Annotated in this window: 23 protein-coding genes and 1 pseudogene; 10 read left to right on the forward strand and 14 right to left on the reverse strand. The window is 53.7% G+C overall.

Annotated features, from left to right (window positions below; translation table 11 throughout):
• The first annotated feature begins 147 nt into the window (after positions 1-147).
• The 5 genes from PYR66_13825 (at position 148) to PYR66_13845 (ending at position 5,151) form a co-directional block, all read left to right on the forward strand.
• On the forward strand, positions 148-1,431 hold the full coding sequence (locus PYR66_13825) for a YeaH/YhbH family protein (GenBank protein WEF26414.1): 1,284 nt from the start codon (positions 148-150) through the stop codon (positions 1,429-1,431).
• A 643-nt stretch (positions 1,432-2,074) separates the two neighbouring features.
• A complete protein-coding gene (locus tag PYR66_13830; GenBank protein ID WEF26415.1) occupies positions 2,075-2,293 on the forward strand; it encodes a cold-shock protein in 219 nt (72 codons plus the stop codon).
• Between the two features lie 224 nt (positions 2,294-2,517).
• Positions 2,518-4,008, forward strand: coding sequence for a diguanylate cyclase DgcJ (gene dgcJ / locus PYR66_13835; GenBank protein WEF26416.1), 1,491 nt, complete (start codon positions 2,518-2,520; stop codon positions 4,006-4,008).
• Between the two features lie 61 nt (positions 4,009-4,069).
• The gene (locus PYR66_13840; GenBank protein ID WEF26417.1) at positions 4,070-4,576 is read left to right on the forward strand and encodes a YbaK/prolyl-tRNA synthetase associated domain-containing protein; all 507 of its coding nucleotides are present in this window, start codon (positions 4,070-4,072) and stop codon (positions 4,574-4,576) included.
• Between the two features lie 128 nt (positions 4,577-4,704).
• Positions 4,705-5,151 carry a DUF441 domain-containing protein gene (locus tag PYR66_13845; GenBank protein WEF26418.1) on the forward strand — a complete coding sequence of 149 codons (447 nt, stop codon included), beginning with the start codon at positions 4,705-4,707 and terminating at the stop codon, positions 5,149-5,151.
• Here the strand turns inward: PYR66_13845 and PYR66_13850 are convergent.
• The gene (locus PYR66_13850) at positions 5,135-5,929 is read right to left on the reverse strand and encodes a helix-turn-helix transcriptional regulator (GenBank protein WEF26419.1); all 795 of its coding nucleotides are present in this window, start codon (positions 5,927-5,929) and stop codon (positions 5,135-5,137) included. The genes PYR66_13845 and PYR66_13850 overlap by 17 nt on opposite strands.
• Positions 5,930-6,035: 106 nt before the next feature.
• Here PYR66_13850 and PYR66_13855 point away from each other — a divergent pair, with 106 nt between their 5' ends.
• Positions 6,036-7,208: a CynX/NimT family MFS transporter gene (locus tag PYR66_13855; protein WEF30451.1), complete on the forward strand. Its 1,173-nt coding sequence runs from the start codon at positions 6,036-6,038 to the stop codon at positions 7,206-7,208.
• A 33-nt stretch (positions 7,209-7,241) separates the two neighbouring features.
• On the opposite strand, the gene PYR66_13860 is transcribed toward PYR66_13855, so the two are convergent.
• The gene (locus PYR66_13860) at positions 7,242-7,934 is read right to left on the reverse strand and encodes a CTP synthase (GenBank protein ID WEF26420.1); all 693 of its coding nucleotides are present in this window, start codon (positions 7,932-7,934) and stop codon (positions 7,242-7,244) included.
• A gap of 179 nt (positions 7,935-8,113) precedes the next feature.
• On the opposite strand from PYR66_13860, the gene PYR66_13865 reads away from it, so the two are divergent.
• Positions 8,114-8,461: a DUF488 domain-containing protein gene (locus tag PYR66_13865; protein ID WEF26421.1), complete on the forward strand. Its 348-nt coding sequence runs from the start codon at positions 8,114-8,116 to the stop codon at positions 8,459-8,461.
• A gap of 10 nt (positions 8,462-8,471) precedes the next feature.
• Here PYR66_13865 and PYR66_13870 read toward each other — a convergent pair whose 3' ends face one another.
• Together PYR66_13870 and tonB are read right to left on the reverse strand one after the other, a co-directional pair.
• Positions 8,472-8,720 carry a DUF333 domain-containing protein gene (locus tag PYR66_13870; GenBank protein WEF26422.1) on the reverse strand — a complete coding sequence of 83 codons (249 nt, stop codon included), beginning with the start codon at positions 8,718-8,720 and terminating at the stop codon, positions 8,472-8,474.
• Positions 8,721-9,001: 281 nt separating this feature from the next.
• The gene (gene tonB, locus PYR66_13875) at positions 9,002-9,745 is read right to left on the reverse strand and encodes a TonB system transport protein TonB (protein WEF26423.1); all 744 of its coding nucleotides are present in this window, start codon (positions 9,743-9,745) and stop codon (positions 9,002-9,004) included.
• 210 nt (positions 9,746-9,955) lie between these two features.
• Here tonB and PYR66_13880 point away from each other — a divergent pair, with 210 nt between their 5' ends.
• The 3 genes from PYR66_13880 to PYR66_13890 all read left to right on the forward strand — a co-directional run bounded on the left by PYR66_13880 (position 9,956) and on the right by PYR66_13890 (position 13,397).
• Positions 9,956-10,252 (forward strand): YciI family protein, encoded by a 297-nt coding sequence (locus tag PYR66_13880; GenBank protein WEF26424.1) that lies wholly within the window; start codon positions 9,956-9,958, stop codon positions 10,250-10,252.
• Between the two features lie 98 nt (positions 10,253-10,350).
• Entirely contained in the window at positions 10,351-11,538 is a 1,188-nt protein-coding gene (locus tag PYR66_13885; GenBank protein ID WEF26425.1) for an HD domain-containing protein, read from the forward strand.
• Positions 11,539-11,612: 74 nt separating this feature from the next.
• Entirely contained in the window at positions 11,613-13,397 is a 1,785-nt protein-coding gene (locus PYR66_13890) for a sensor domain-containing diguanylate cyclase (protein WEF26426.1), read from the forward strand.
• A gap of 49 nt (positions 13,398-13,446) precedes the next feature.
• Here PYR66_13890 and PYR66_13895 read toward each other — a convergent pair whose 3' ends face one another.
• The 10 genes and pseudogenes from PYR66_13895 to tssI form a co-directional block, all read right to left on the reverse strand.
• Positions 13,447-13,875, reverse strand: a complete 429-nt coding sequence (locus PYR66_13895; protein WEF26427.1) for a glycine zipper 2TM domain-containing protein — start codon at positions 13,873-13,875, stop codon at positions 13,447-13,449.
• A gap of 244 nt (positions 13,876-14,119) precedes the next feature.
• Complete coding sequence (locus tag PYR66_13900) at positions 14,120-14,485, reverse strand: hypothetical protein (GenBank protein WEF26428.1); 366 nt, start codon at positions 14,483-14,485, stop codon at positions 14,120-14,122.
• A gap of 21 nt (positions 14,486-14,506) precedes the next feature.
• Entirely contained in the window at positions 14,507-14,815 is a 309-nt protein-coding gene (locus tag PYR66_13905; protein WEF26429.1) for a hypothetical protein, read from the reverse strand.
• Positions 14,816-15,343: 528 nt separating this feature from the next.
• Positions 15,344-15,691: a hypothetical protein gene (locus tag PYR66_13910; GenBank protein WEF26430.1), complete on the reverse strand. Its 348-nt coding sequence runs from the start codon at positions 15,689-15,691 to the stop codon at positions 15,344-15,346.
• Positions 15,691-16,542: pseudogene (locus PYR66_13915) on the reverse strand (RHS domain-containing protein). Before PYR66_13915 ends, PYR66_13910 begins: the two are co-directional and overlap by 1 nt.
• A gap of 73 nt (positions 16,543-16,615) precedes the next feature.
• On the reverse strand, positions 16,616-17,227 hold the full coding sequence (locus tag PYR66_13920) for a hypothetical protein (GenBank protein ID WEF26431.1): 612 nt from the start codon (positions 17,225-17,227) through the stop codon (positions 16,616-16,618).
• A 17-nt stretch (positions 17,228-17,244) separates the two neighbouring features.
• Complete coding sequence (locus tag PYR66_13925; protein WEF26432.1) at positions 17,245-21,330, reverse strand: DUF6531 domain-containing protein; 4,086 nt, start codon at positions 21,328-21,330, stop codon at positions 17,245-17,247.
• A gap of 10 nt (positions 21,331-21,340) precedes the next feature.
• Complete coding sequence (locus PYR66_13930; protein WEF26433.1) at positions 21,341-21,469, reverse strand: hypothetical protein; 129 nt, start codon at positions 21,467-21,469, stop codon at positions 21,341-21,343.
• Positions 21,466-23,019, reverse strand: a complete 1,554-nt coding sequence (locus PYR66_13935) for a hypothetical protein (GenBank protein ID WEF26434.1) — start codon at positions 23,017-23,019, stop codon at positions 21,466-21,468. The genes PYR66_13930 and PYR66_13935 overlap by 4 nt, the downstream gene beginning before the upstream one ends.
• Before the next feature lie 12 nt (positions 23,020-23,031).
• Positions 23,032-25,248 (reverse strand): type VI secretion system tip protein TssI/VgrG, encoded by a 2,217-nt coding sequence (gene tssI / locus PYR66_13940; protein ID WEF26435.1) that lies wholly within the window; start codon positions 25,246-25,248, stop codon positions 23,032-23,034.
• Positions 25,249-25,499 lie beyond the last annotated feature (251 nt).

A 25,499-nucleotide genomic window follows, 5' to 3' on the forward strand; every position in this document is an offset into this window, starting at 1 on the left:
GCCCGGTAGCGGCGGCTACCGGGCTTTCAGCGCGGCTGCTCATATAATGAAAGACAGATGCCTGAGTCATTCGAGTTGTGGCGAAGCCAATGCACAGGCGACTCGAAGTAGACGGGTATAGTTGGCAAATGCAGTACAGGAGGGCATATGACCTGGTTCATAGACCGACGCCTGAACGGGAAGAACAAAAGCGCTGTCAACCGCCAGCGCTTTCTGCGCCGTTACAAGGCGCAAATCAAACAGTCGATCTCCGAAGCCATTAATAAACGCTCGGTCACCGACATCGAAAGCGGAGAATCCGTCTCCATTCCGACGGATGACATCAACGAGCCGATGTTTCATCAGGGCCGCGGCGGGCTGCGCAATCGCGTCCACCCCGGCAACGATCATTTTGTTCAGAACGACCGTATCGAACGTCCTCAGGGCGGCGGTGGCGGCGGAGGCGGTGGTCAGGGCCAAGCCAGCGCCGACGGCGAAGGTCAGGATGAATTCGTCTTTCAGATTTCCAAAGATGAGTATCTGGATCTGCTGTTTGAAGATCTCGCCCTACCCAACCTGAAAAAAAACCAGCAGCGCCAGTTGAACGAGTTCAAAACCCATCGTGCGGGTTTTACCGCTAACGGCGTACCGGCCAATATCAGCGTGGTGCGCTCATTGCAGAACTCGCTGGCGCGGCGAACGGCGATGACCGCCGGTAAACGGCGCGAGCTGCGGGCGTTGGAAGAAGATCTCGACACCATCGCCAAAAGCGAACCGGCACAGTTGCTGGAAGAAGACCGGCTACGCAAAGAGATCGCTGAGCTGCGGGCGAAAATTGAACGCGTGCCGTTTATCGACACCTTTGATTTACGCTACAAGAACTACGAAAAACGGCCAGAACCTTCCAGCCAGGCGGTTATGTTCTGCCTGATGGACGTTTCCGGTTCGATGGATCAGTCCACCAAAGATATGGCTAAACGTTTTTACATCCTGTTGTATCTGTTCCTCAGCCGGACCTATAAAAACGTTGAAGTCGTCTACATTCGCCACCATACCCAGGCGAAAGAGGTGGATGAGCATGAGTTCTTCTACTCACAGGAGACCGGCGGTACGATCGTTTCGAGTGCGCTGAAGCTGATGGACGAAGTGGTTAAAGCCCGCTACGACCCGGCGCAGTGGAACATCTACGCTGCGCAGGCGTCGGATGGCGATAACTGGGCGGATGACTCGCCGCTGTGCCATGAACTGCTGGCGAAGAAAATTTTGCCAGTGGTGCGTTACTACAGCTACATCGAGATCACCCGTCGCGCCCACCAGACCCTGTGGCGAGAGTATGAGCATCTGCAGGCGACCTTTGAAAACTTCGCCATGCAGCATATTCGCGATCAGGAAGATATTTATCCGGTGTTCCGCGAGCTGTTCCACAAGCAAGGCGCCACGAATAGCAATTAACATCAAAATCAGCCAGATAAATAATTTTCTGGCTGATTTTTCTTTGCTGAAAATTCGCTGGTGGCGGCGTCATTCGCCATCTTAATTTACATTTTGACAAGCGATGAATGAGATGACAATACATCAGGCATCCGGACGGCTAAAATAAGTGTTGCACTATTTTCCTCACTGTGCGTTAATACTTAAGTCGATTTGAAAGACAGAAAAATATTTACCCAAGCAGTTACTCACATCTCCAGGCGCTATCGCTGATACCACCTCCCTTGAGTCTCTCCAATAGTATTAAGATTCTTCTGCAAATCAAATCCTGTATGTTTTGGTACATTAATAAATTGGATAGAAGAATGACGAGTAAGAGTAATAGCTTACGGTTGAACACCGATTAAGTTCGCTGAGTACTTCTGATTTACGATAACGAAGACGGTTTTGACCCGAGTAGATAAATAAGAAGCATCTCATTTAACTCACTGCAACAAAATGGCATAAATTGATACTATAATCTGATAGACATGCCATTTTTTGTCGTGAAACTAAAGATATTTTCTGTTTTCATATTCAGCCCACAGGAAAAACATACGTATTTATCATATGTGGGTTAGTAACAAGCAGTGAAAAAATATAATAAAATATAAAGGATAAAATTATGATTAATAATATTCATTTCCGATGCCCATGCTGCCATGGGTCGCAATACAGAATCTCGCATTTTGATGTGAGTGAAAAAAACCCCTTCGGCGCCAAGTGCATTTTTTGTAAATCCGCGATGGTGACGCTGGACGATATCGAGTCATACGCGCTCTACCAACCGACAATGTCTCCGCACGCCGCGGGCAACGAAGCCTTTGCTTCCGCAGTCTCATAAGTAGAGACATTGCAACATCAGGGCTATCTTCACCAGACATTCTGAAAATAGCCGCTGTACCATTCCTTAGCCCGTCAGTATCCACTCTCAATTGCGCATACTGACGGCGCAGAAAGCACCATACCGCCGCCCCCTCATTCCGCCCATCCCATCTCCCCAATGCTAGTGCTCCGATTCTTCACTATGATAAAGTTAAGCAAATTAGCCAGGTAAATCCAGCCGTCATGAAATTGCAGCACAGCCTACTGAGTTATTTTATTTCCGCAGGCGTCATCGTATTAACCTCCTCCTTTCTGGTGTACGAATTGGTCGTGACCCATCGGGATATGTCAGGTTATATGCGATACATCATAGAAAAAGGAGAATCGACCTTTCTCTATGATAAATATCAGAATCAGCTGATCATTTCTCAGTTTGTACGTAAACTGGATACGCCGCCTGACGAGGAACAGTTCCGTTTGGCCTGTCGCCGCATCCAGCATCAAAGCAACATCAGCGGGCTTAATATTGCCGTTCATAACTATCCGCAGTTACACGGCACCCTGAGCACTTCACAGGCTGATTGCCAAAACTGGCGCGCTGATTTACCGGCACTGTGGGCTTTCGACCGCACCGTGACGCAAAATGCGCTCTGGCAGTCACAGGCCCCTGCCATGTTAAAGTCTGATAAACGCTTTCGTTATTACGTTGATCTGGCGAATAACTATGTTTATTTTTACACCCCGGTAAAAATTAAAAGCGATCCAATACAAGACTGGAACTTTCTTCAGGACAGTAAACTGGGGATGACCCAGCAAAGTCTCGATAGTTTACGCCAGGGGCGTTCGCTTATTTCGACGATTTATGTCGATACGATGACGGGTAAAAATATTCTCTCTTTTTTAACGCCGGTCTATTATCAGGACCGCCTGAAGGGCGTGGTCATGGTCGATGTCACGGCAAAAGAAATAGAAAAATTACTCTATACTGCGGATCGCCCGCTCGTCTGGCAATACCTGGATATCACCTTAAAGGACTCCAATACCGGTGCGGAAATGAACATCCACCGCAGTCAAACACATTTCTCAGGTTATGCCGATGACTCCCGGCAAGTTGCGGAAAACCTGCGAATCTCGCTGTCGCTCGACGTGATGTATTTTCTACTGAGTTCATGGGAACTGTTTCTCTTCTATTTACTTTCAACTGCGGCCTTATTGCACCTGGTACGAATACATTTTCGTCTCTACAGCAGTATCTCAAAAGAAAACATCAGCGATGCCCTGACCGGGCTGTATAACCGCAAGATCCTCACCTCTACCCTGGAATTGCGGCTGCAAAAACTCACTGGTCAAGGCGTCAACGTGGGGCTGATGGCTCTCGACTGTGACGAGCTGAAAACCATCAATGATACATGGGGACATGACGCAGGCGATCGAGCGATCATTTTACTGGCGCAGGCCATTTCCGCTGCGATTCGGAGCAGCGATTACGGCATCCGACTGGGAGGCGATGAGTTCTTTCTGATCCTTATCGATTATCCGGATGACGAAACGCAAAATATCCCTGCGCGGATCCGCCAATATCTGGCGCTTCATGACCGCGACAGGCGCGTAAATTTTTCCTGGGGCGCATGCAATATGCTGCCGGGGCAATCCCTCAGCGAGGCGATGAAAATCGCCGATGCGCGCCTGTACGTCAATAAAAAGCAGAAAAACGCGCCCGACCGCCGCCGATAAGATGTTCATTATTGCCCTGTAGCGCTAAGCTTGCTCTTTTCACCATGAGGAATATCGCGACATGCACGCGCCAGAAAAACCCAATATTCACCAGCAATTATGTCGTCTGCTTGATGAACAACAAGCCCATTACCGGGTGATGGAACATGAAGCGGTAGGTAAATGCGAAGCGGTATCAGAAATCCGCGGCACCGCGCTGGGCCAGGGGGCAAAAGCGCTGGTGTGCAAAGTCAAAGGTAACGGCGTCAATCAGCATGTGCTGGCTATCCTTGCCGCCGACCAGCAGGCGGATTTGTCCCGCCTGGCGCAGCATATCGGCGGCAACAAAGCCTCGCTGGCAAGTCCGGCAGAAGTCGATGCCCTCACCGCGTGCGTATTTGGCGCCATTCCGCCGTTTAGCTTCCATCCTCAGCTTAAGCTGGTCGCCGACCCGTTGCTGTTCGAACGTTTTCCGGAGATCGCCTTTAACGCCGGGCTTCTGGAAAAATCGATCATTATGGATACGAGCGATTACCTGCGCATCGCGCGCCCGGAACTGGCGGTATTTCGCCGTGAGAACGCAGCCTAAAACCGGTACGCATCGGCCCTTGTGCGAATGCCCTAATTTCAGCCATAGCGAAATTAAAAGCCTGTTTATTCACGCTATTACGCGTAGAGTAAATGGGTTTTCTTTTTACTTTGGCAAGGACTTCTGGCATGTTCGATACGACCCTATTTATCCTGCTGGGGCTGGCGGCGCTCGGTTTTATCAACCACAACACCACGGTGGCCATTTCAATACTGGTGCTGATCATCGTGCGCGTGACCCCGCTCAACGTCTTTTTCCCCTGGATTGAAAAACAGGGGCTGACCATCGGCATCATTATTTTAACCATCGGGGTCATGGCGCCCATCGCCAGCGGGACGCTGCCGCCTTCAACGCTGTTGCACTCTTTCGTCAACTGGAAGTCGCTGCTGGCCATCGCCGTTGGCGTATTTGTCTCATGGCTCGGCGGCCGCGGAGTGGCGCTGATGGGTTCGCAACCTCAACTGGTTGCCGGGTTGCTGGTCGGCACCGTGCTGGGCGTGGCGTTGTTTCGCGGTGTGCCGGTCGGCCCGCTTATCGCCGCCGGGATTATTTCGCTGTTTATCGGGAAGGCGTAGCCAGGCTGGCGTAATAACGGCCAGGCGTTTGCCCGAGCCCTTTCTTAAACATAGTGATAAACGCGGTCGTCGAGTCGTAACCCAACATCTGGGCGGTTTGCTGAACGGTCTGCCCGCGCACCAGCATCTGCAGCGCCAGAATCAGCTGTAGCTGATGGCGCCAACGGCGAAAACTGAGCCCGGTTTCCCGCACCACCAGTCGCGCCAGGTTACGTTCGCTCATCGCGAACGCTGCCGCCCACTGCGAAAGCGTCTGCCAGCGCGCCGGATCGCGAGCCATGGTGTCGGCCATCTGGCGGATCTTCGGGTGCCCGGAGACCGGCAGTTGCAGATGCTCCTGCGGCTGCTGCGGCAGCTCATCAAATAATACCTGCACCAGCCGCTGCGTCGAGGGCGCGTCGAGCGACGTTCTGCCGCGCTCGGCAAGGGTCAGAATCAGCTCGCGCACCAGCGGTGAGATTTTTAGCGTACAGCAATGTTCCGGCATCGGCGCCGCGCCCGGCTCGATAAACAGAAAGCAGATCTGCGCCCCTGGCGTCGCGCGATTGCTATGCGGCAACTGGCCCGGCACCCACACCGCGTACAGCGGCGGCACCATCCACATCGCATTATCCACTTCGCAGGTTAAAGCGCCGCGCAACGCCAGGATCAGTTGGCCTTTGCGGTGCTGGTGGCGCGGAATAAACTGCTCGTCTTCCACAACCTGTATACGAAAAGCCAGCGCCGCTTCATGGCCGCTGTCTGGTTCATAGCCGTCTAAACCCAGTCCAATCATCAAATTGTCCGATATGAGCGATAATCTGTCATTTTAGCTTGATTCAAACCGTCGTTAAACCCGCTATTGTTACGACCCTGTTTATTGGTCTGAGAACGTTATGAGTCCTGTGTCTTCTTCTACCGGCGGTAGCAAACTGCTGCTGATCGTCGGTATTTTGTTTATCGCCGCGACGTTACGTGTGACATTCACCGGCATCGCCCCACTGCTGGATGCTATCCGCACGGAATATCAACTGACGACGGCGCAAACCGGGCTGCTCACCACCCTGCCGCTGCTGGCCTTTGGTCTGGTCTCACCGCTAGCGGCCGGTGTCGCCCGCCGGTTCGGCATTGAACGCAGCCTGCTGCTGGCAATGATCATCATTTGTCTCGGTATTGGGCTACGCTCGCTACCTTCGGTTGCGTCGCTGTTCATCGGCACCGCGCTGATTGGCTGCGGGATCGCGCTGGGCAACGTCCTGTTGCCGGGGTTAATTAAACGTGATTTTTCTGGTCACGTCGCCCGCATGACCGGCGCCTATTCCATCACCATGGGCGCGGCGGCGGCGCTGGGTTCCGCCATGGTCGTGCCGCTGGCGCTGGCCGGCTTCGGCTGGCGCGGCGCGCTGCTGATGTTAATGGTTTTCCCCCTGCTCGCGTTATTCCTCTGGCTACCGCAGACGCAGCGTCAGCCAGCCGCGCCGATAACCGGCTCAGGCGCAGCGCATAACCGTGGGATCTGGCGTTCGGCGCTGGCCTGGCAAGTCACGTTGTTCCTCGGTATCAACTCGCTGGTTTACTACGTTATCGTCGGTTGGTTGCCCGCGATTCTGCAAAGCATGGGTTACAGCGAAGCGCAGGCGGGTTCCCTGCACGGCCTGCTGCAGCTGGCGACCGCCGCGCCGGGGTTGGCAATCCCGCTCATTCTTCACCGCCTGAAGGATCAGCGCGGCATTGCGGTTCTGGTGGCGTTGATGTGTACCATCAGTGCTCTTGGCTTGTGGCTGTTGCCCGGTCAGGCGGTGATCTGGACGTTGATTTTCGGCTTCGGTTCCGGCGCGACCATGATCCTCGGCCTGACCTTTATCGGCCTGCGCGCTAACTCGGCGCATCAGGCGGCGGCGCTCTCCGGCATGGCGCAGACTATCGGTTACCTGCTGGCCGCCAGCGGGCCGCCGCTGCTCGGTAAAATCCATGACGCTTACGGCGACTGGCATCTTCCGCTGATTATCGTTGCGCTGATTGCGCTGGTGATGGCGCTGTTCGGTGCCCTCGCTGGAAGAGCGCGGGAAATTCATTGATGACAGAGAGTCGGCAGCCAGGCTGCCGATTTTTTATTGCCGCGCGGCGTGCAGGAAAGCCTGTACCAGCGGCGCCGGACGCCCTTCAAGGGCATTGCGTTCGTGCTGGAACAGCGTAGCGACGAAGAACGGATGAGTCGTTAACTCCACGGCGCGGATCTCGCCGTTATCGTCCCAGCCGGTCACCCGCAGCGCGGTCTGCTCCAGTTCATGGGCAAAGTCCCCGGCGATACCGTAGTTACAATGGTACCCCTCTTCGATACTGTCGCGACCGTAGGCGCGGGCAATCAACGTATTGGCGCGCAATTCGATAGCGTCCGTCTTTTCCACCAGCGAACAGCTCAGCGGGGCGATAACCATGCGCCCCTGGCTATCGGTTTCCGCATGCGCCGCGTCCTGCCAGCCCATCACGTTGCGAGCGTATTCGATAATCGCGTGCTGGAAGCCGCCGCAGGTGCCGAGAAACGGGATGCTGTTTTCACGGGCGTAACGGATGGCGATAAAGGCGCCCTCGGCATTTTTATACGGGCTGGCGGGGACCACCCAGATGGCGTCGTAATCGGCGAGCGAGTCGGCACAGGTAATATCGCTGGTGGCTAACCAGTCATAGCTCACCGGCTGTTCCAGCACCGCGGCGGCGTCATCAATCGCCAGCGGGATCGCTTTATGGGCTACCACATCAGGGTGGTAATCGCCGACAAGGGCAATACGCAAAGGGGTGTTCATAACAGGATCCTTATGTCTGAGGATTATCGGGCAACACAAGGAACCTCAGATTAGCGATCTCGCCTGCGGAACACAATCCTTATTTTGTGACGCGTCACCGCGGGCAATTCATCCCTGTCAGCGGTATTGTATACTTCAAGAGCTGCGACTCGCCGGAATGGAACAGAGGGAGAACAATAATGATTCAATGCAAACGCGTCTATGATCCTGCTGAGGCCAGTGATGGCTATCGCGTGTTGGTTGACCGCCTGTGGCCACGCGGGATTAAAAAAGAGGATTTACATTACGATGAATGGTGTAAAACGCTGACGCCTTCAGCTGATTTACGCAAAGCGCTACATGGCGATGTGATTGACTTCGCCCACTTCCGCCAGCAGTATCGCGACGAACTGGAAACCCATCGCGATGAAGGACTGCGCCTCGCCAGACTCTCCCGCCAGCAACCGTTAACGCTGCTCTATGCGGCGAAAGATACGCAACAAAATCACGCGCTGGTGCTGGCGGAGTGGTTAGAGAACTTAACCTAATCTCAGCAGGTTATTGCTTTGCCGGGTGATCGCGCCGCCACAGTTCCCATTCATCCAGCGTTTCGCCGTTGGGAAGCTTACAGTCGGTACGCACGCCCTGTGGGGTTTGAACCGGTACCTGCTTGCCGCCTTTCTGATCGCAGTAGACGGCAGCCGGATTCGCCATGCCAATCGAATTTGGCGGCGGCGGCGCATCGGGCTGTTGCGACTGCGCGCAGCCCGCTAACGCCAGCGGTAGCATCATCAAAATCCACTTCATAATCGCTCCTGTTTTATTCAGCGCGACCTTTCGCCCTGAATCTCCACGGTTTCTCCATTTTAACTACACTTTTGCCCTTTAGAGTAGTCCCCGTTCTCGAATTGACCAGAGAACAGATCATTCCATAATCAATGAGTTTTGCCCCGTCGCCCCCGACGGGGCTTTTTTTTACCGGTCATAAAAGCACCCCGGCCGCATCTGGTCCTGAAAAACAAAACGCCTGATGACTATCATCAGGCGTTTACAGCCGGTAAGCGGGCAATTCAAACCAGAAGGCAATCCTATTGGATTTTTACCCCGTTTAAACGGAACTGGATATTCATCGTCAGGCCCGTGCCAGGTCTGCCTGGCTCGTAGCGCCATTTACGCATCGCCGTTTTCACGTCGCGCTCAAACATATTGGCTGGTTTCGCAGAAATAATCTGGATGTTATCCACGCGCCCATCGGCAGTGACGTCGAATTTCACACTCACATCACCTTCAATACGCAGCGCCTGAGCGCGAGTCGGATAAGCGGGATCGCCGCGTTTCAGCGCCTTCGGGCCACCTGGCGCCGCTACCGTCGTGGGTTTCGCCGTCGCAGTGGAGGCACTTGGCGCGGTACGCGCAGGCGCCGTATTGTTGTTTTCAAACGGCGATGCCGGACGCGACTCCGCAGGTTTCACCTCACGTTTCGTCTCAACCTTTTTCTCCGGTTTCGGCTTCGGTTTCGGCTTGGGCTTAGGTTTCGGTTCAGGTTTATGGATCACCACCGGTGCCTCTTTCGGTGGCTCCGGCACCACTTCAGGCTCCGGCTCTGGCTCTGGCTCGACGACAGGTTCAACGACCGGCTGTGCCGCCTGCGGCGGCTCTAAATCTGCTGGCGCCACCATCGTGATTTCGATGGGCTGCGCGGGCGAAGGTTTTTCAATAACCTGATGTACCGAGGTATAAAGCAGCCCCGCTACAACGGCACCGTGGATAGCCACGGACAGCAGCGTTGGCCACGGAAAGCGGCGAGGTAAATCAAGGGTCATTGCGCTCATAGTCGTTTCTGTTGAAAAATGATGCCCTGATTCTAAATGCAAATAGCAATCATATTCAATAAGTCGTGTTATTCTGCATCAAATTTTGCCACGTTTTCTGGAAAAAAACCGTCGCGGCATGGCATGCTAGGAACGTGCGCATCCTACCTTGCTGCTCATAACGCTTTCACACCACGTGATTTGCCTATTTATTGATTAAGGAGCCTTGCCGTGCTTTACGTCATCTACGCAGAAGATATCGCCGATTCTCTGGAAAAACGCCTGTCGGTGCGCCCTGCCCACCTGGCGCGCCTACAACTCTTACATGATGAAGGTCGTCTGCTGACTGCCGGCCCCATGCCTGCAGTGGATAGCAACGAACCCGGCGCGGCTGGATTTACCGGTTCAACGGTTATCGCGGAATTTGAATCACTGGAAGCGGCACAGTCCTGGGCTAACGATGACCCGTATATCGCCGCCGGCGTCTATCAAAACGTCTCCGTGAAGCCTTACAAAAAAGTATTTTAAAATACAAATAGCACCAATAAAATCAATGCATTGGTGCTATCTCTCATTGCATTCGTTCAATAAAAAGCGCTTTTCAGTACAGGTGGACGGAGAGAAAAATGCGTATTGCCTTAAAGTCGGCGCTGATGCTGGTGACTCGCGTCATTGACGCCATTCACCCAAGGCTGAATTTACACTTACTGCGAACCGCGCTAATAAGCTACAAATTGTCGCAGGCGCTGAATCTTCCCGCACAGCAGCAAAAAACGATCTTCTTAGCCGCGCTGCTGCATGATATCGGCTTACTCGGCGATAAACGGCGCATTGATTCACTAAACACTATCGATAACCTGCGCGATCCGCACCAGCATCGCGGTGCGGAGATGCTCGACGGTCTGGATTCCTTTACCCTTATTCGCCCCATCATCAGCGATCACCACTTCAACCAACAGCACAAAGGCAACCTTGAACAGCATATTGTCTACTTCGCCGACGGCTTCGAGCGCCTGCTCCCCGCGCAGGGCCTCGTCGCCCCGGACCACCAGCAACAGCTGGTATCGCAGTTTATCGCCGGGTACCGCGAAATCGATCCGCCGCTTTGCGACGCCCTGAGCCAGCTGGCGCAGCAACCTACTTTCTGGCGCCATATGCAGGCAGAGCATATCCAGCGACTACTGGAAATCGTCGGGCCGATTAACGACGTCTACATCGATATTGATGGTCTGAAAGATATTTGCCTGCTGATCGCCAAAATCGTCGATACCTATAGCAGTTTTACCGCCAGCCACAGCATTATGGTGGGCGAAATTTCTTATGCCCTTGCAACCTACATGAGTTTGCCGCTGCTGGCGTGCCGCAAAATCGAAATCGCCGGCTATTTGCATGATATTGGCAAAATCTATATTCCACTGACGATCCTCGAAAAACAGGGCGAACTCAACGACGATGAAACGCAGCAGATCCGCGAGCATAGCTACATGACTGGCGAAATACTGCGTGATTTTACCGATCTTGCGGAAATCATCGACTGGGCCGCCAACCACCACGAAAAGCTTGACGGCAGCGGCTACCCGCTCAATCTGGATCATCGCTATCTGCATCTGCCGGATCGAATCATTGCTATCGCAGACATTTTCACCGCCCTTGTCGAAGATCGCCCCTACCGCCCCGGTATGCCATATCAGGAAGCGTTACAACTTATCGAAGTAGATGTTATAAATGGCGCTCTGGATAACGGTGTGTATCTTGTTCTGCGCCAGCATGCCCAAGCGCTACACCATCTGGTGACCCGCACGCCGCTTGCCTGACTTCCCGGTTGACGATGCGGTTCTATAATGAAAAATACGCGTTTTTATTTCATCTGCCTGCAAGGAAATCCCCGGTGAGAATCGCCACCATGACCAACTGGGCCTACGGTATCACCGTAGGTCTGACTATTACTTCCGGTATCGCGATGTTAATGGCGTCCGCCGCCGATCGCGCAGAGCGCCAGGCGGTACAACAACGTGAAGTGTTCGAACGCCTGGCCGACGAAGTGGAAAGCGGGGCGTGGGAGCTTTCCGATCTCGCGCGACTGTATGTCGTCGAGCAGAATCCCGACACGCTGCAGCAGTATCGCCAGCAGACCCAATCCCTTGACTCCATTGAAAACCGGCTAGTGAAACTCAAAGATGCCGGCGCCAGTCAGCAGGAGCTGTCGCTGCTGCGTGAAGGCTTGCGCGTCGCCGATGGACTGCAGGATGAACAGCAGGCAGCTATTGCTCAGGTCACCCGCGGGGAAGAGAAAGCCGCCATTTTACAAGTATACGGTAAGCCCTATGAGCAGGAGCTGGACCGGGTACAAACGCAAATCGACCATTTTCGCCTGATGCTGGAGGGCCGTGCCAATAACGCCATTCAGCAAGCTACCGAAAAATCGCGTGGCTGGCGGACGCTGTCGGAAGTGATGGTCGGCTTAACCGCGCTGATGTTTTTATTCGTGATCGGCTTTATTCTGAAACGCCGGGTCCTCAATCCGGTGGTGCGCCTGAGCGATGTGGTGCAGCGGCTGGCATCGCAGGATTACGCCGTCGAACCGCCGCAATTCAGACAAATTGACGAAATAGGCGATATGGCGCAGGCCATTCGCATCTTCCGCGAGAACGGCCTCGCCCGCCAGCGTCTCGAACAGCAACGCGACGCCGACTGGGCAGTGCGTGAACTGCTGGCGCGTATGACTCAGCGGCTGCAGGGATGCGAATCGTTTGATGATGTGGTGAAGGTCGCTGAGCTGTTCGCGCCGAATATCGCCCCGGATATCCCCGGCAGACTCTATATTCTCGAGACCGATCCCTGGCAGATGCGCTGCGTGGCGCAGTGGCTTTCACCACCGGATGAAGCGGAAGTATTCTACCCGGATAACTGCTGGGCGGTTCGCCGCGGTCTGAGCCATCCACCGGTCAACGGTGAACCGGATATCGCTTGCTATCATCTCCCGGAAGCGCACGCCGAGCGGTCGCTTTGCGTTCCGCTGGTCGCTCAGGGCGAAGCCATCGGTCTGCTGTCATTTCGTAACGTCACCCACGAGACGGCGCCATCGCGCGCCTATCTCGAATTGATGGCGGAAGCGCTGGGCCTGGCATTAGCCAACCAACGGCTGCGTAATGCCCTGCTGGAAAAAGCCTTGTTCGATTCACTGACCGGGCTGCGCAACCGGCACCATCTTGACGAGGCGCTGCATACCCAGATGAACCTGGCGGTGCGTAACGGCACGCCGCTGAGCTGTTTGATGATCGACATCGATCACTTTAAGGCAATCAACGATAACTACGGTCACGAAGCTGGCGATTTGGTGATTAAAAACGTGGCGACGATTATTCAACGCGCGGTACGCGATATTGGCATGGCGTTTCGCTACGGCGGCGAAGAGTTCCTGGTGTTGCTTTCCGGCACCGATGAGGCCAGCGCAGAGGCCTGCGCCACGGAAATCTACAACAACGTCCGCAATATGACGCTGCGTTTTGGTTTGACGGAATTGGGCCAGGTGGATGTGTCTATTGGTATCGCCAGCTATCCGCAACATACACAAAGCGATAGCCTGCTGCGCGCCGCTGATGCTGCGCTGTATCGGGCGAAAGAGTTAGGACGCTCACGGATCATCAGCTTCGGCATGCTGAAATCGGCCTGATGCCGTAAAGTGAAAACGGGAACTCATTCACGGGATCCCGTTTTCTCTATCACACCGATTTATCCACCCGGGTGCCATTTCCTGATGTCAGAATTCGCACCTCATCTCCCTTATTGAAGACCAGCCGCCCGTCGTAACTTTGCAGCACCTGTATAACCTGTCCTGAACGGGTTCTAATCAGCAGTTCGACCTGCTCGCCCCCCTGCTGCTGATCCTGGTGATAACGAGAGGCCCCGGCCCCCGCCAGCGCGCCTGCGGCGGTCATCGCCGTCTGGCCTTTGCCATTACCGAACTGATGGCCGACAACGCCGCCCAACGTTCCCGCAGCCAGCGTGCGTAACGGCCGATGCTGAGGCGAACTGCTGACAATATGGCTTTCCTGTACCACGCCATAATCGACCAGCGTTTTTGTTCCGGCGACGCTGGGATGGCTAAATAGCGCAGCCATACCCAGTGCAATAAAAATAAACGTCTTCATATTGTCCCTGATACGTTTTATAACGAATGCGGATTATTACCGCATGAATAAAACCCATCTGTAACAAAGAGTTAAATTTAAATCTGGACAAAATCACGATAGCATTTTCTTATGAAGAAAAAAGATTTGCGCGCTAACGCAGCGCCAGAAGCAAGCAGGCCATGGTCGTTTAGCCGTAACGCAACCGGGAACCGGCCTGCTCATAAAAAAATCAAATTTTTGAATGCAAATAAATAATTATACTTTAGTAAGATGGTGCCTTTCTTACCAGGCTTCCGTCGCTTTGCTCGAAGGAGTAATGCCAATCATACCAACCACTTTTCTTTTCAGAAAAAGAGCAAATCACTAAAACCTCTTTCGTATCATCTCTTGTTAAGTAATAGAAGTATGCGCCATCTGGTGGAGAGAGGGTGGCAAGTAAAGCCCCATCATCATTTAATATAGTTAATAAGGTTGGTAACGGTGCCGTTCTACTTAAAGCAAAAATCATCCCTCGTTTTTCGTCTAACATTGCCGAATCCAAATCCTCAACAAAAAAAGATATTTGGTTCTCATCCGAAGTCCATTTTAAAGTATTTTCTTCCTTGTCAAGGATTAAATTTTTTACCATTTTCTTACTCAATAATTAGAATTACGGTTTAAGTTTGGATTCGTCAATGACTTCCAGGTAATCCATTCGTTCAGCCGGTGGAACAGCCATTTCGACTTGTAAACCACCACCAGGAAGGTACACATTCGCCCCTTTATCAACCTGGGGACCTACAGCCCCAATTTTAACAGGTAGTGGTTTCTTAACTTCGTAAGTCACCACTCTATCAATATCAGGCTTCCATTCCATTTTAACTGCAAGCTCATTTCTCACATATGAAGTATTTGGAATATCATCAAACGTTGCGAACCCCCCAGGTCTTGTCGCTGCTTGTCCTGGAGATACTGCCATCTTAATTCGAGCCCCAGGAACTAATGTGGCGTCTAATGGCGGTTCATTTAATGGCCACGGAGATTGTTCATTAACTAATTTTTTATAAGCAGTCGCAGCTTCAGTTGTCGATTTGAAATGTCCTCTATGCTGTCGCTGGAAATCATTCCATGTATTGGTACGCCCACATCGTAACCCCCATGGATCCACCCATCCCAGCGGGTTCGGCGCATACTGGTAAACATTCAGCCCCCCAGCTAACCCAATAGGATCCTAGCTAATAAATCCAGCGATTTCAGGGCCATAGTAACGGTGTCGATTATAGTGCAGCCCCGTTTCAGCGTCAAAATACTGGCCCAGGAAGCGCAGCGGATACGGTCTGGAGTACTTATTCTTGAACACTGCCGAACAGCGCTGCCTACACTTTGTATTGTTGTAACCGGCTGCTAGTGTAAAATGGAAAGCACCCTATGTGGAAAAATCCAACAGAGTGCTATAAGTTGATTTAGTATATGAAAAAGCATTCTTTATTGAATTACACAGCCCTCATTATGAAAAAGTAATAAATGCATCGTTTTCCATATAATAATTTAATCCTGAAATAAACTCATCCACCGTCGCATTTGATTTTTGATTCAGTGCACTTTTGAGAACATCCATAAACTGATCGCCGTAAAAAAACAACTCCAATTCATTTTGCTCAACGTATTCAGGATAAATTTCTTCATCATCACTAACTTCAGGATAACGATCCAGATAGCAAACAAGTTCGGGGGTAGCAACAGCTTCATATTCCTTTGTGTAAAGGCAAAAATTGTCTTTTGTGTATCCCTGATGAACAATTTTCGTAATTAATTCTTTTAAGCTATATGGCTTTATATACTCGAGTTCTTTCATTAGCATCTCCCTCCTGTTCTACGTACTCTGGCTGGTTTTGGATTGCCTGTTGCACCATCTAACTTACCACGCCTTCCAAGCTCACCACCGCCCCACATTTCACGACCACCTTTGCCTGTAGGGTGATATAGAGCATGATTGTCAGCATGATCCACACGATCAACTAGTACCAAACGACCTATATCCTCATGATGATGCCATGTTAATGTTGGTGGACTTGAAGATTTATTAGGGTTTTTTAACCATTCCCCCAATTCCGGATACCTTCCCAACATATCACGTCGGAAAGCTGAATCAGCATCCATCCTTCCAATAAGCTCAGTATTTGCTCTGTTAAACTGAACTGCATCACTGGAGTAAATATTACCAGAAGCAATAGTATGTTCGTGGAAGATATGGTACTTACCATTATTCGGGCGATTAGCTAGCCCCCATGGATCCACCCATCCCAGCGGGTTCGGCGCATACTGGTAAACATTCAGTCCACCAGCCAACCCAATGGGGTCCTGGCTAATAAATCCAGTAATTTCAGGATCATAGTAACGGTGTCGATTATAGTGCAGCCCCGTTTCTGCGTCAAAATACTGGCCCTGGAAGCGCAACGGGTTGGCGATACGGTCGGCGTACACCTCCCCCCTTTCGCCCCAGACGCCGGTCTTCTCTGACCAGACTATCTCGCCTTGTAACGACGTCAGGCGTACCGGGGCGCCATTCGGGTCGCAGTGATAGTGCCAGCTCTCTTTTCTGCCAGACGCCTGCGTCAGCAGCGCCAGCGGCTGAAAACTTCCCGGATAGTACACATACTCGCGCATGCTGCCGAACAGCGCTGCCCCACTTTCTTATCTTTGAACCTGTCTCAACGAATAATTAAATTATTATTCGAGTTTAAAAAAAATAACAATCTACTTTATTCCATTGAGTTATTCAGCGTGCAGGGTAACGCTGTTCTTTATAACCATTAGGGAATACATTTGTAATTGTATCCACGCTCTCATCTTTATACGAAAATAAAACTTCAAATTCTGTAAAAGATGATTCCGTATGTTCTTTTTGCTTGACATCTATTTTTTTAAGGATAAATCCCTCATAAACATAATCAGAGACACTGCATCCATACATACCCCAATTGAAGTCTTTTTTAACCAATTCATTATGGTATACTGACAAAGAGATGTTTCGTAGCATCCCTGCACTGGTAAAATAAACTCTTTCTAAATTACCACTTTCGTAAATACAAAACTCTTTGTTAATTATATTATCTGACTGACCAAATATCTCTATTAGCAATATACGATTCAAAATATCAAAGTGATAGATGTGCGTATTTTTTACATTTGTAGGTAGTTTATTAAGTTTTCTACCTATCTTAAATCCTGCTCGCTCGATTTCATAGGGTCGAAGGTTATATAATGCACCTTTACTAACCACCACTTTGGTTTCATTGAGTTTAACACTATCATTATATGCTGAAATATAGTTTTCACTATCAGCACTAATCTTATTAAACTTATCTTCCAAATATTCTAACTCAATCATTTATAACCACCATAAATTTAAAATGTACCATTAGAAATTTCAGCATTGATTTTATTCAACTCAGATATAAAATCTCTACTATTATTCTTTATACTCAATCGATCATATACTTTCTGCTTATAATCATTTGTATGAATGCTAGCATGATTTGGTAATTTGTTCCCTGCAGGCACAGTCACCTTACTATTTGAAGGTAAAAACACACCATTCTCCGCCGTGTTAATATCTATTCCTAACTTACTCATTTGATTCTGCAAAGAAACCATCCTATGATCTTTAGAATTTGACATAACAATATGATGTGCTGAATTTTTAAAACTTGGCTCTCTTTTCCCGGCCGCAACCATATTCGCTCGAAGAGCTTTCGCATCACTTGAACAACTCAATCCCCATGGATCCACCCAGCCCAGCGGGTTAGGCGCATACTGGTAAACATTCAGTCCACCAGCCAACCCAATAGGATCCTGACTAATAAATCCAGCGATTTCAGGGTCATAGTAACGGTGTCGATTATAGTGCAGCCCCGTTTCTGCGTCAAAATACTGTCCCTGGAAGCGCAACGGGTTGGCGATACGGTCGGCGTACACCTCCCCCCTTTCGCCCCAGACGCCGGTCTTCTCTGACCAGACTATCTCGCCTTGTAACGACGTCAGGCGTACCGGGGCGCCATTCGGATCGCAGTGGTAGTGCCAGCTCTCTTTTCTGCCAGACGCCTGCGTCAGCAGCGCCAGCGGCTGAAAACTTCCCGGATAGTACACGTACTCGCGCATGCTGCCGAACAGCGCTGCCTGCGCTTTTTGTCGCTGCAGTCGGTTGCCAGTATCAAAAATACTCTGCGCCGCCAGCGGTTCGCGGGTGGCCGTTACCGTTTCGCCCGCCAGCGCATCGCCCTGCCAGTAGAACCAGCGCGTTTCTTCCGCCGTCTGCTTGAATACCCGGCGTCCCAGTCCGTCGTAACCGTAGCGCACCAGCCGCTCGCCCTTGCGCACCGCTACCAGCTGGCGGTTATCGTCCCAGCTGAAATCCTCTTTCTCGCCGTTATGCTGCACATCGCGCCGCTGGCGCAACTCGCCCGCGCGATCGAACACATAGCGTACCCCGCGCTGCTGCCCCTCACGGAACCAGCCTCCGGCGCTCTCATTTATCGCGCGGGTCTGCGTCTGCAGATGACTGCCTGCCGCATCCTGGACAAACTGCCGTAGCGTGCCGTCCGGCGCGGTATGAGCCGTCAGCCGCCCGACCGGATCGTAAGTATAGCGATCGCTGCCCCACAGGCTGTCCTCTCGCCGCGTCAGATTACCCAGTCGATCCCAGTTGAACCCGCTGGCGAACAACGGCAAATCATTCTGCAACACCTGCTGCGACGTCAGTTGCCCCAGGCTATCATATGCGAAATGCCGCGTCACCTCTGCCGACAGCTGCTCGCTGATCCGTCGCCCGGCCCCATCGTAACCCAGCACGATTGGCGCATCGTCATTCAACTGGATCTGGCTCAACCGATCATGCTCATCCATCACGTAGCGCACCTGATGCCCGCTATCGCTGCGTCGGGATATCAGCAAACCGCGCTCGTTATAACCATAATGCAGCTGGAAGCCGTCCTGCTCCTCCAGCAGGACTCGTCCGGCATCATCATAGCGCCACGCCAACCGCCGCCATGGATTCTCGCACAGCACCATCCGCCCGCAGGGATCGTAATGATACTTCGCCTGTAAGGTATCGCCGCTGCGCCGCTCGCTCAACCGTCCGGCGCGGTCATAGCCGTAGTGAACCCGTCGCCCCAGCGGATCCTCACGACTTATCAGCCGATTCCCCTTATCCCAGCCATAATGGGTCGTCTGCCCCCAATAATCGGTCTCTGCCGCAATGCGCCCCAGGGCGTCGCGGGTCAACTGCCAACGTTGCCCGTTCTGGTTGATCACCGCCAGCAGGCGATCTTCCAGATCGTACTGATAGCCAAGCGTCGCGCCGTCCGGCGTCTCGCAGCCAGCCAGCATCCCGGTGCGATTATAGCGAAAACGGGTTATCTGCCCGGCTTCATCAGTGAAATGAATGGGGGAGTCTTCCCGGTCATAAGCGACGCGAATTTCACCACCTTGCGGATCCGCCATCGCCACCAGTCGATCTTTGCCATCCCAGTGGAAACGGGTCTTACCGCCGCTGGCGTCAAGACGTTCCAGCAGCGTACCGCGCACCGAATGACGCAGTTGAATCGTCCCCGCCCCAGCCAGGCTGACCGCCTGCAAAAAGCCAAAGCGATCATACTGATAGCGGCTCTGCGGCGAGCCCGGCACGTCCGCCGCGCTGAGCTGCCCGCATTCATCATAGTGATAGCGCGAAGTGACGCCGGTCGGGTCTGTTCCGCTCAGCAGATTACCGCGCGGATCGTATTCAGATCCCCAGCGCGCGCCTTTCTCATCGGTCAACGCCAGCAGATCGCCGTTATCGTTGTAAGACACCTGAATCTGGCTGCCGTCCGGCAGATGTTCGGCGATCATCCGCCCCTGCTCGTCGTATTCCCAGCGATGCGCGCTGCCATCCGCCTCAATAAGCTCGACCGTGCGGCCAAAATCATCGTAATGAAAAACGGTATTACCGCCGGTCGGGTCAATCTCCGAGACCGGCAGGCCGTTATCATCAAAGCCGATCAAGGAGATATGGCCGTTGGAATCGGTGATTTCGACTTCGTTGAGCAGCTCGTGCCAGGTGAAGTGGTAATCCCATACGCCGCCGTCGCCCCAGGCGTGGATCACCCGCCAGTCGTCATTGAACTGGTAGTGGAAACCCTGGCCGTTGCGATCGACATGGCTGGTCATACGGCGCTGTTGATAAGAGAAGCGCCGCGGGTGTGAAAGCGCGTCGATTTCAGCGCTCAGCTGATTATCACTATCGTATTCATAACGGGTCAACGGCGTGATATCGCCATCCAGCGTATTGTGCAGCCGCAGCGCCCGCAGGCGACCGGCCTGCTGGGTGACGAGGATCTCTCTGCCGTTCATCCCGGTCGCGCTGAACTCGCGTATGCGATCAAGTTCACGCCCCTGCCACTCGAACTGCCAGCCGTTGCCGTTACGGTCCGCCAGTCGGTATACCGGCAGCCGACCGTGCCGGCCGCGAAATTGCAGCCGCACGCTCCCTTCCTGCTCAACCTGCCAGACAACCTCGCCGTTGTGGGTTTCCCGCCACAAACGACTGCCATCCGGTAGACCAACGATACCATGCTCGCGCCCGTCGCCCTGCGGCAGCGCGGCAAACAGCGTCATTCCTTCCGGCTGCGTCAGAACTGCGACGCCTTCATCGGCCAGCACCTCAAGGCGGATATCCGCCGGCGTTGACCAGCCATAGCCGCACAGCCCTTCTTCATCGATATCCGCCGAGGAGTAGGTCCGCGTCCACGCCAGCGGCAGACGACCGGGTAACAGGAAATCCTCATGTTCCAGGCTAACGCTGCCGTCACGAATATCGACCGGTTCGGCGCGCAGCACCCGACATTTCAGGATACCAGGATCCATATTGCGGAACAGTTTCTGGCGCAGCTTTTGAAAGCGACGCATAAACAAACGCCACTGCGGCGTTTTTTTGACTTTCTTCAGTCCCTTACCCAGGCCGCTTAACCCGGCGCGCATCAGCAGCGCCATCAGGTTGATGGTGGGCGGCCCACCGACAATCACATTGTTGGGGATCGCAAGATTAAAGGTCAGCGGCAGCGTCAGCGACAGCGGTTTGGGTTTGCTCATTCGCTTGAGGCGGAACGGCGGCACCATCCCGAGGATGTTACAGCTCAGTACCGGCATGCCGATGCGGGAGAACGGCTCGCCGTCGACTGAGACGGTTTTACTGCCCATAAACAGTTCATCTTCCATCTGCGGCCCGCCCGGCGCGCGCAACGGCGGCACCCACACACCGCCGACCGGAATATGCACCGCAATGCCGCCGGTCCCCGCGCTAGCGCGTTTGATGCTGTTGACATGCACCGTGGTGCCCAGCAGCGGCAGATAATCAAACACATCGAAAACGATGCCGATATGCGGCGTCGGCAGCGGCCAGGGATAGGTATGGATATCCAGGCCAAGCTGCGGGTCGAAGTGAGCGCCGGAGTGCATCAGTCACGCCTCAGAACATGGCGCGCAGCAGCGCGCGCAAGAAGGTGCGAACTTCGGTAGCGAAACCGCCGTCGGAGAAACTCAAAAACAGAATCGCCAGTAGCGTCACGACAACAATAATAATAATCCGGGTCTTCATAGCGGGTTGCTCCCTGCGGTTTCAGTGGACAGTGCGTCAGTATTTCCCCATGCGGGCAGGCTTTGCCATTCGCCCGGGGGAGCATCAAAGGGATGGGCGATTTCCGGCAGGCCGTTCCAGTGCGGATGCAGCGTCTCCCGCGCCAGCCGGATAACGCGGCGGAAACTTTCATCGCCGCCGCGAATTAATTTTTCCCGTTCTTCGCGGATCAGCACGAATGCCGCTTCCAGTTGCAGTTGTAGCAGGCGGTCCGTGCGCTTCACCTGCTCAACCACCGGCTGTGCGGGCAAACGGGCCTCCGCCTGGTGGATTAAGCGCTGTTTTTCGTTTTGCCAGCGCGCCGCACAGGCTTCGAGCGCCTCGGTACGGCGTTTATCATGGATACGCAGCAGATCCTGAAATGCCAGCGGCAACGTGGTTTGCCCACGTTCTTCCCGCGGGATCGGCTCCGCTGCATGGATGGCGTGGGCATACTCTTCCATTGCCTTTGCCCGGTGCCCCGCGAGGTTGAGGCAAAAACCGGACATCCGCCAGCCTTCAACGGCGAACACCGGATGCGGAATAGCCTGCGCGTCGCTTGCCGCCCGGCGGTAACCTTTTGCCGCCTGCAGATACTCTTTGCGCGCAAACCAGGCGCCGGATTCACCAAAGGTGCTTTGAGTGCGCAACTGACCCCTGAGCGCCGGATCGGCAATCCCGCCGCTGACAGTTTGCGCCTGGCGGTAATGATCGACGGCCCGTTGATGGTCGTTACCTTTCAACCAGCCGCCGGCAATCAGGTTGTGTATCATCGCCTGCTGATCGACCCAGCCGCAGCGCTGGGCAACGCCCAACGCCATACCGCCGCGCGCGGCCACCTGGGCGGCGCTGCCTTTTTCCAGCAACAGCATGGCGTCGGCCAGATAGCGGCGGAACAGCTGGCGATCAGGGTTCGGATCGCTCTGCCCGCGCGCGGTTTGATTCATGACTTTCATGCTATCGACATCATCGACAATCAACCGTACCGCGCGCGGATGCGCCTCATAGAGCGGCTGCCATAATGGCTGTTCGAGCGTATCGATAAGCAGCAGTTTGACGGCGCTCTCGCCCTGCGCCAACCAGCCGTTCAGCCAGCGGCTCAGCGCCTTTTCATCGCTGACGGCGGAAGGTTTAAGCACCAACACCAGGTAACGCAAATCGTCGCTAAACTGCGTCGCAAAATCCTGCAGCAACAGACGCAGCTGCGCCGGATGGTAGGTGGGGAGAAAACGTTCTGCGTCCCATGCGGCGGCATCCGGCGTCGCTTCGTAATGTTCAACGAACTCGCGCCCCAGCGCATCGCTGAAACCGTAGCCGGTGTCAAACGGCGTTTGCAGCCCCAGCAGCAGATCCGGCAACGAACGGCCTTCGGGGTGCTGTTGCAGCGCGATAAACCCGTCCAGCAGCGTTTCGCCGCCAGCGGGAACCCGCCAGATAAATAACCGGGTCTGTTCCGCCTTCTCACTGGCGTCCAGCCAGCTAAGCTCCAGTTCGCTCATCACTTTTTCGCTGGGATTCTTCGCCGCGTTCATTCCCTTTTCCTATCAGGCATTGAGCTCAATTTTCTTACCGTTCACCATCACGCCAGCGGCGTTAATGGTGATCGTCGACCCGCCAGCGGTAATCTCCACGCTGCCGTTGCCGATCAAAATACCGCTTTCGCCAACGTTGATATGCAGAGTGTCGGTGGCGCTATCGGTCACGCTTCCCTGAGTAAAGCGGGTATCGCCGCCGGTGATGCTGAGCGTACGCCCGGCGCCGATCGTCACCTCCTGCTTACTGGTGATGTTCTGCGTCTGCTTACCGGTCACCGAGACATCGTGGTTACCCGCGATCCCCAGCGTCTGATTGCCGGTAACCTGTACATTGCGGTTCTGCTGGACGCTGACGCTTTCATTGCCCTGCACCTGACGGGTGCGATCCTGCACCACCGTCAAAGACTGATTGCCCTCTACGGTGCCGGTGTGGTTACTTTTCACCGTGGCGGTGTGGTTGCCGGTGATGGTTTCATCGCGATTTTGCTCAACGCTTAAGGTTTCATTCCCCTTCACGCTCTCGGTGCGGTTCTGCGCAACGGTGGTGGTTTCGTTACCGTTGATGGTCTTACTGCGATCTTTACCGACGGTGACGCTCTCGTTGCCGTCCACCGTACGGGTACGGTTCTGTTTGATATGGCTGGTTTCGTCTTTACCGACGGTTTTCGTGCGGTTGCTGCCGACATCATGGGTTTCGTCGTTTTCGACTTCGGTGTCCATGTTGCGTTCAGCGTGCAGCCAGAGCTGCTCTTCGCCGGGTTTGTCTTCAAAGCGCAGGGCGTTGGCGTTGTCCGGCGAACCATCTTTCGACCGGCTCATAAAGCCCATCTGCGTCGCCGCGGCAGGCAACGCCCATGGCGGCATGCTGGCTTCGTTGTATACGCGGCCAATGACAATCGGCCGGTCCGGCTCGCCGTTAATAAAGTCCACCACCACTTCATCGCCCACACGCGGGATCTGCACTCCGCCGTAGCCTTGACCGGCCCAGGCGCTGGAGACACGCACCCAGCAGGAGCTGTTTTCATCGCCCTGGCTTTCGCGGTCCCAGTGGAATTTCACCTTGATCCGGCCATATTTATCGGTCCAGATCGATTCACCTTTCGGCCCCACAACACGGGCAGTCTGCGGCCCATAGGTCCGCGGCCAGTCGGTCTTCGACGAGGGAACAAACGGCGTAGAAGCGGGAATGACGCTAAATGCAATGCGTTGCTGCGTCGAATCAGCGCCGCCGGAGGCATACTGGTTTTCTTCAAAATCGTAATGCGCGCCAACCACCAGCCATTTCGCGTTATCGGCCAGATTGGGCGCACGGATCAGGGTAAACGTATGCCCCGGCACGATGCCGGTGGCGGTAGCGATACCTTGCGTTTGCTGCTGCCCGGCCTGCCAGGACTGTTGCCGAATGCGGGCATAGGCCTCGCCATCGCCGTGCTCCATAAAGCGCCCAGGCCAGTCGTAGACATCGATTTTCCCCGGCGTCGGCGAGACCGGGTTCTGCAGCGTTTGCAGCATCCAGGCGTGCGGCTTGCGGAAGTCATAATCATCGGTACTGTAAAGACCCGGCGTGACAACATGGCTTGCCATCAGCTGGCTAATCCCCTCTTCGCCGACCGCGCCGCCGCCCGACTGCGCATGCCAGGGAATCGTTTCATAACCGGGAAACGCTTCCGCCTGCTGGTAGTCATCCATCAACACCAGGGTATGGCCGTCTTTATCGTGGCGGAACAGATAGCTGATGCCTTCCAGTTCCAGCAAACGGCTCATAAACTGGAAGCTGCTTTCCGCGTACTGCACACAGTAATCCCACTGCCGGTAGCTGTGGGTGAGCTTGTCCTCAAACTTAACGTTGTGTTCGCTCAGCAGCGTCGCCACGATATCCGGTACCCGCTGCTGCTGGAAAATACGGAAGTTGCGGTCGCGCATCATCGGCCAGAAATCGGGTTCAAGCGTGGTTTGGTACACGGCGTAGCGCGTGTCGCCCAGATCTTCAGCACGCACAGAGACAGCGGTGATTTTGCCGGAAAGGTAACGCTCCTGCCCCCATTGCCCGGGGACCACCACCGTCATGTTCTTCCCGAGCATGGCCTGGCGATCGATAGCGAAATCCTGACTGAGCAAATCAACCTGAAAGCGGAACGGTTCGGACAGTTTTTCCTGCCCGCTGAATTTCCAGAATAAAAGCGAGGAGCTGTCGACAGAAGACAGGATCGATATCCGATTAACCATATAGATTCCTTTATGGTGCAGGCCGCCATTTCTGCGTAACCCACCAGGGAGATATCATTACGCGTGCTTAAAAGATTCGGCAACCGTGAAGCAAATTCCTTAAGACTGATAAATTATCTTAAATATTTATCAGAAGTCATCTCTTCGCCCCATATTCAACCCAGGAATAATCTTAATTTTTAAAATCTGTGCCTTTCTTCATCTTAATACCGCCATTGTGAGTGGTTGAATTCCTGCGGCGGGGATTAATG

The organism is Klebsiella aerogenes (genome assembly GCA_029027985.1).
In the GTDB taxonomy this organism is placed as follows: Bacteria; Pseudomonadota; Gammaproteobacteria; order Enterobacterales; family Enterobacteriaceae; genus Klebsiella; species Klebsiella aerogenes_A.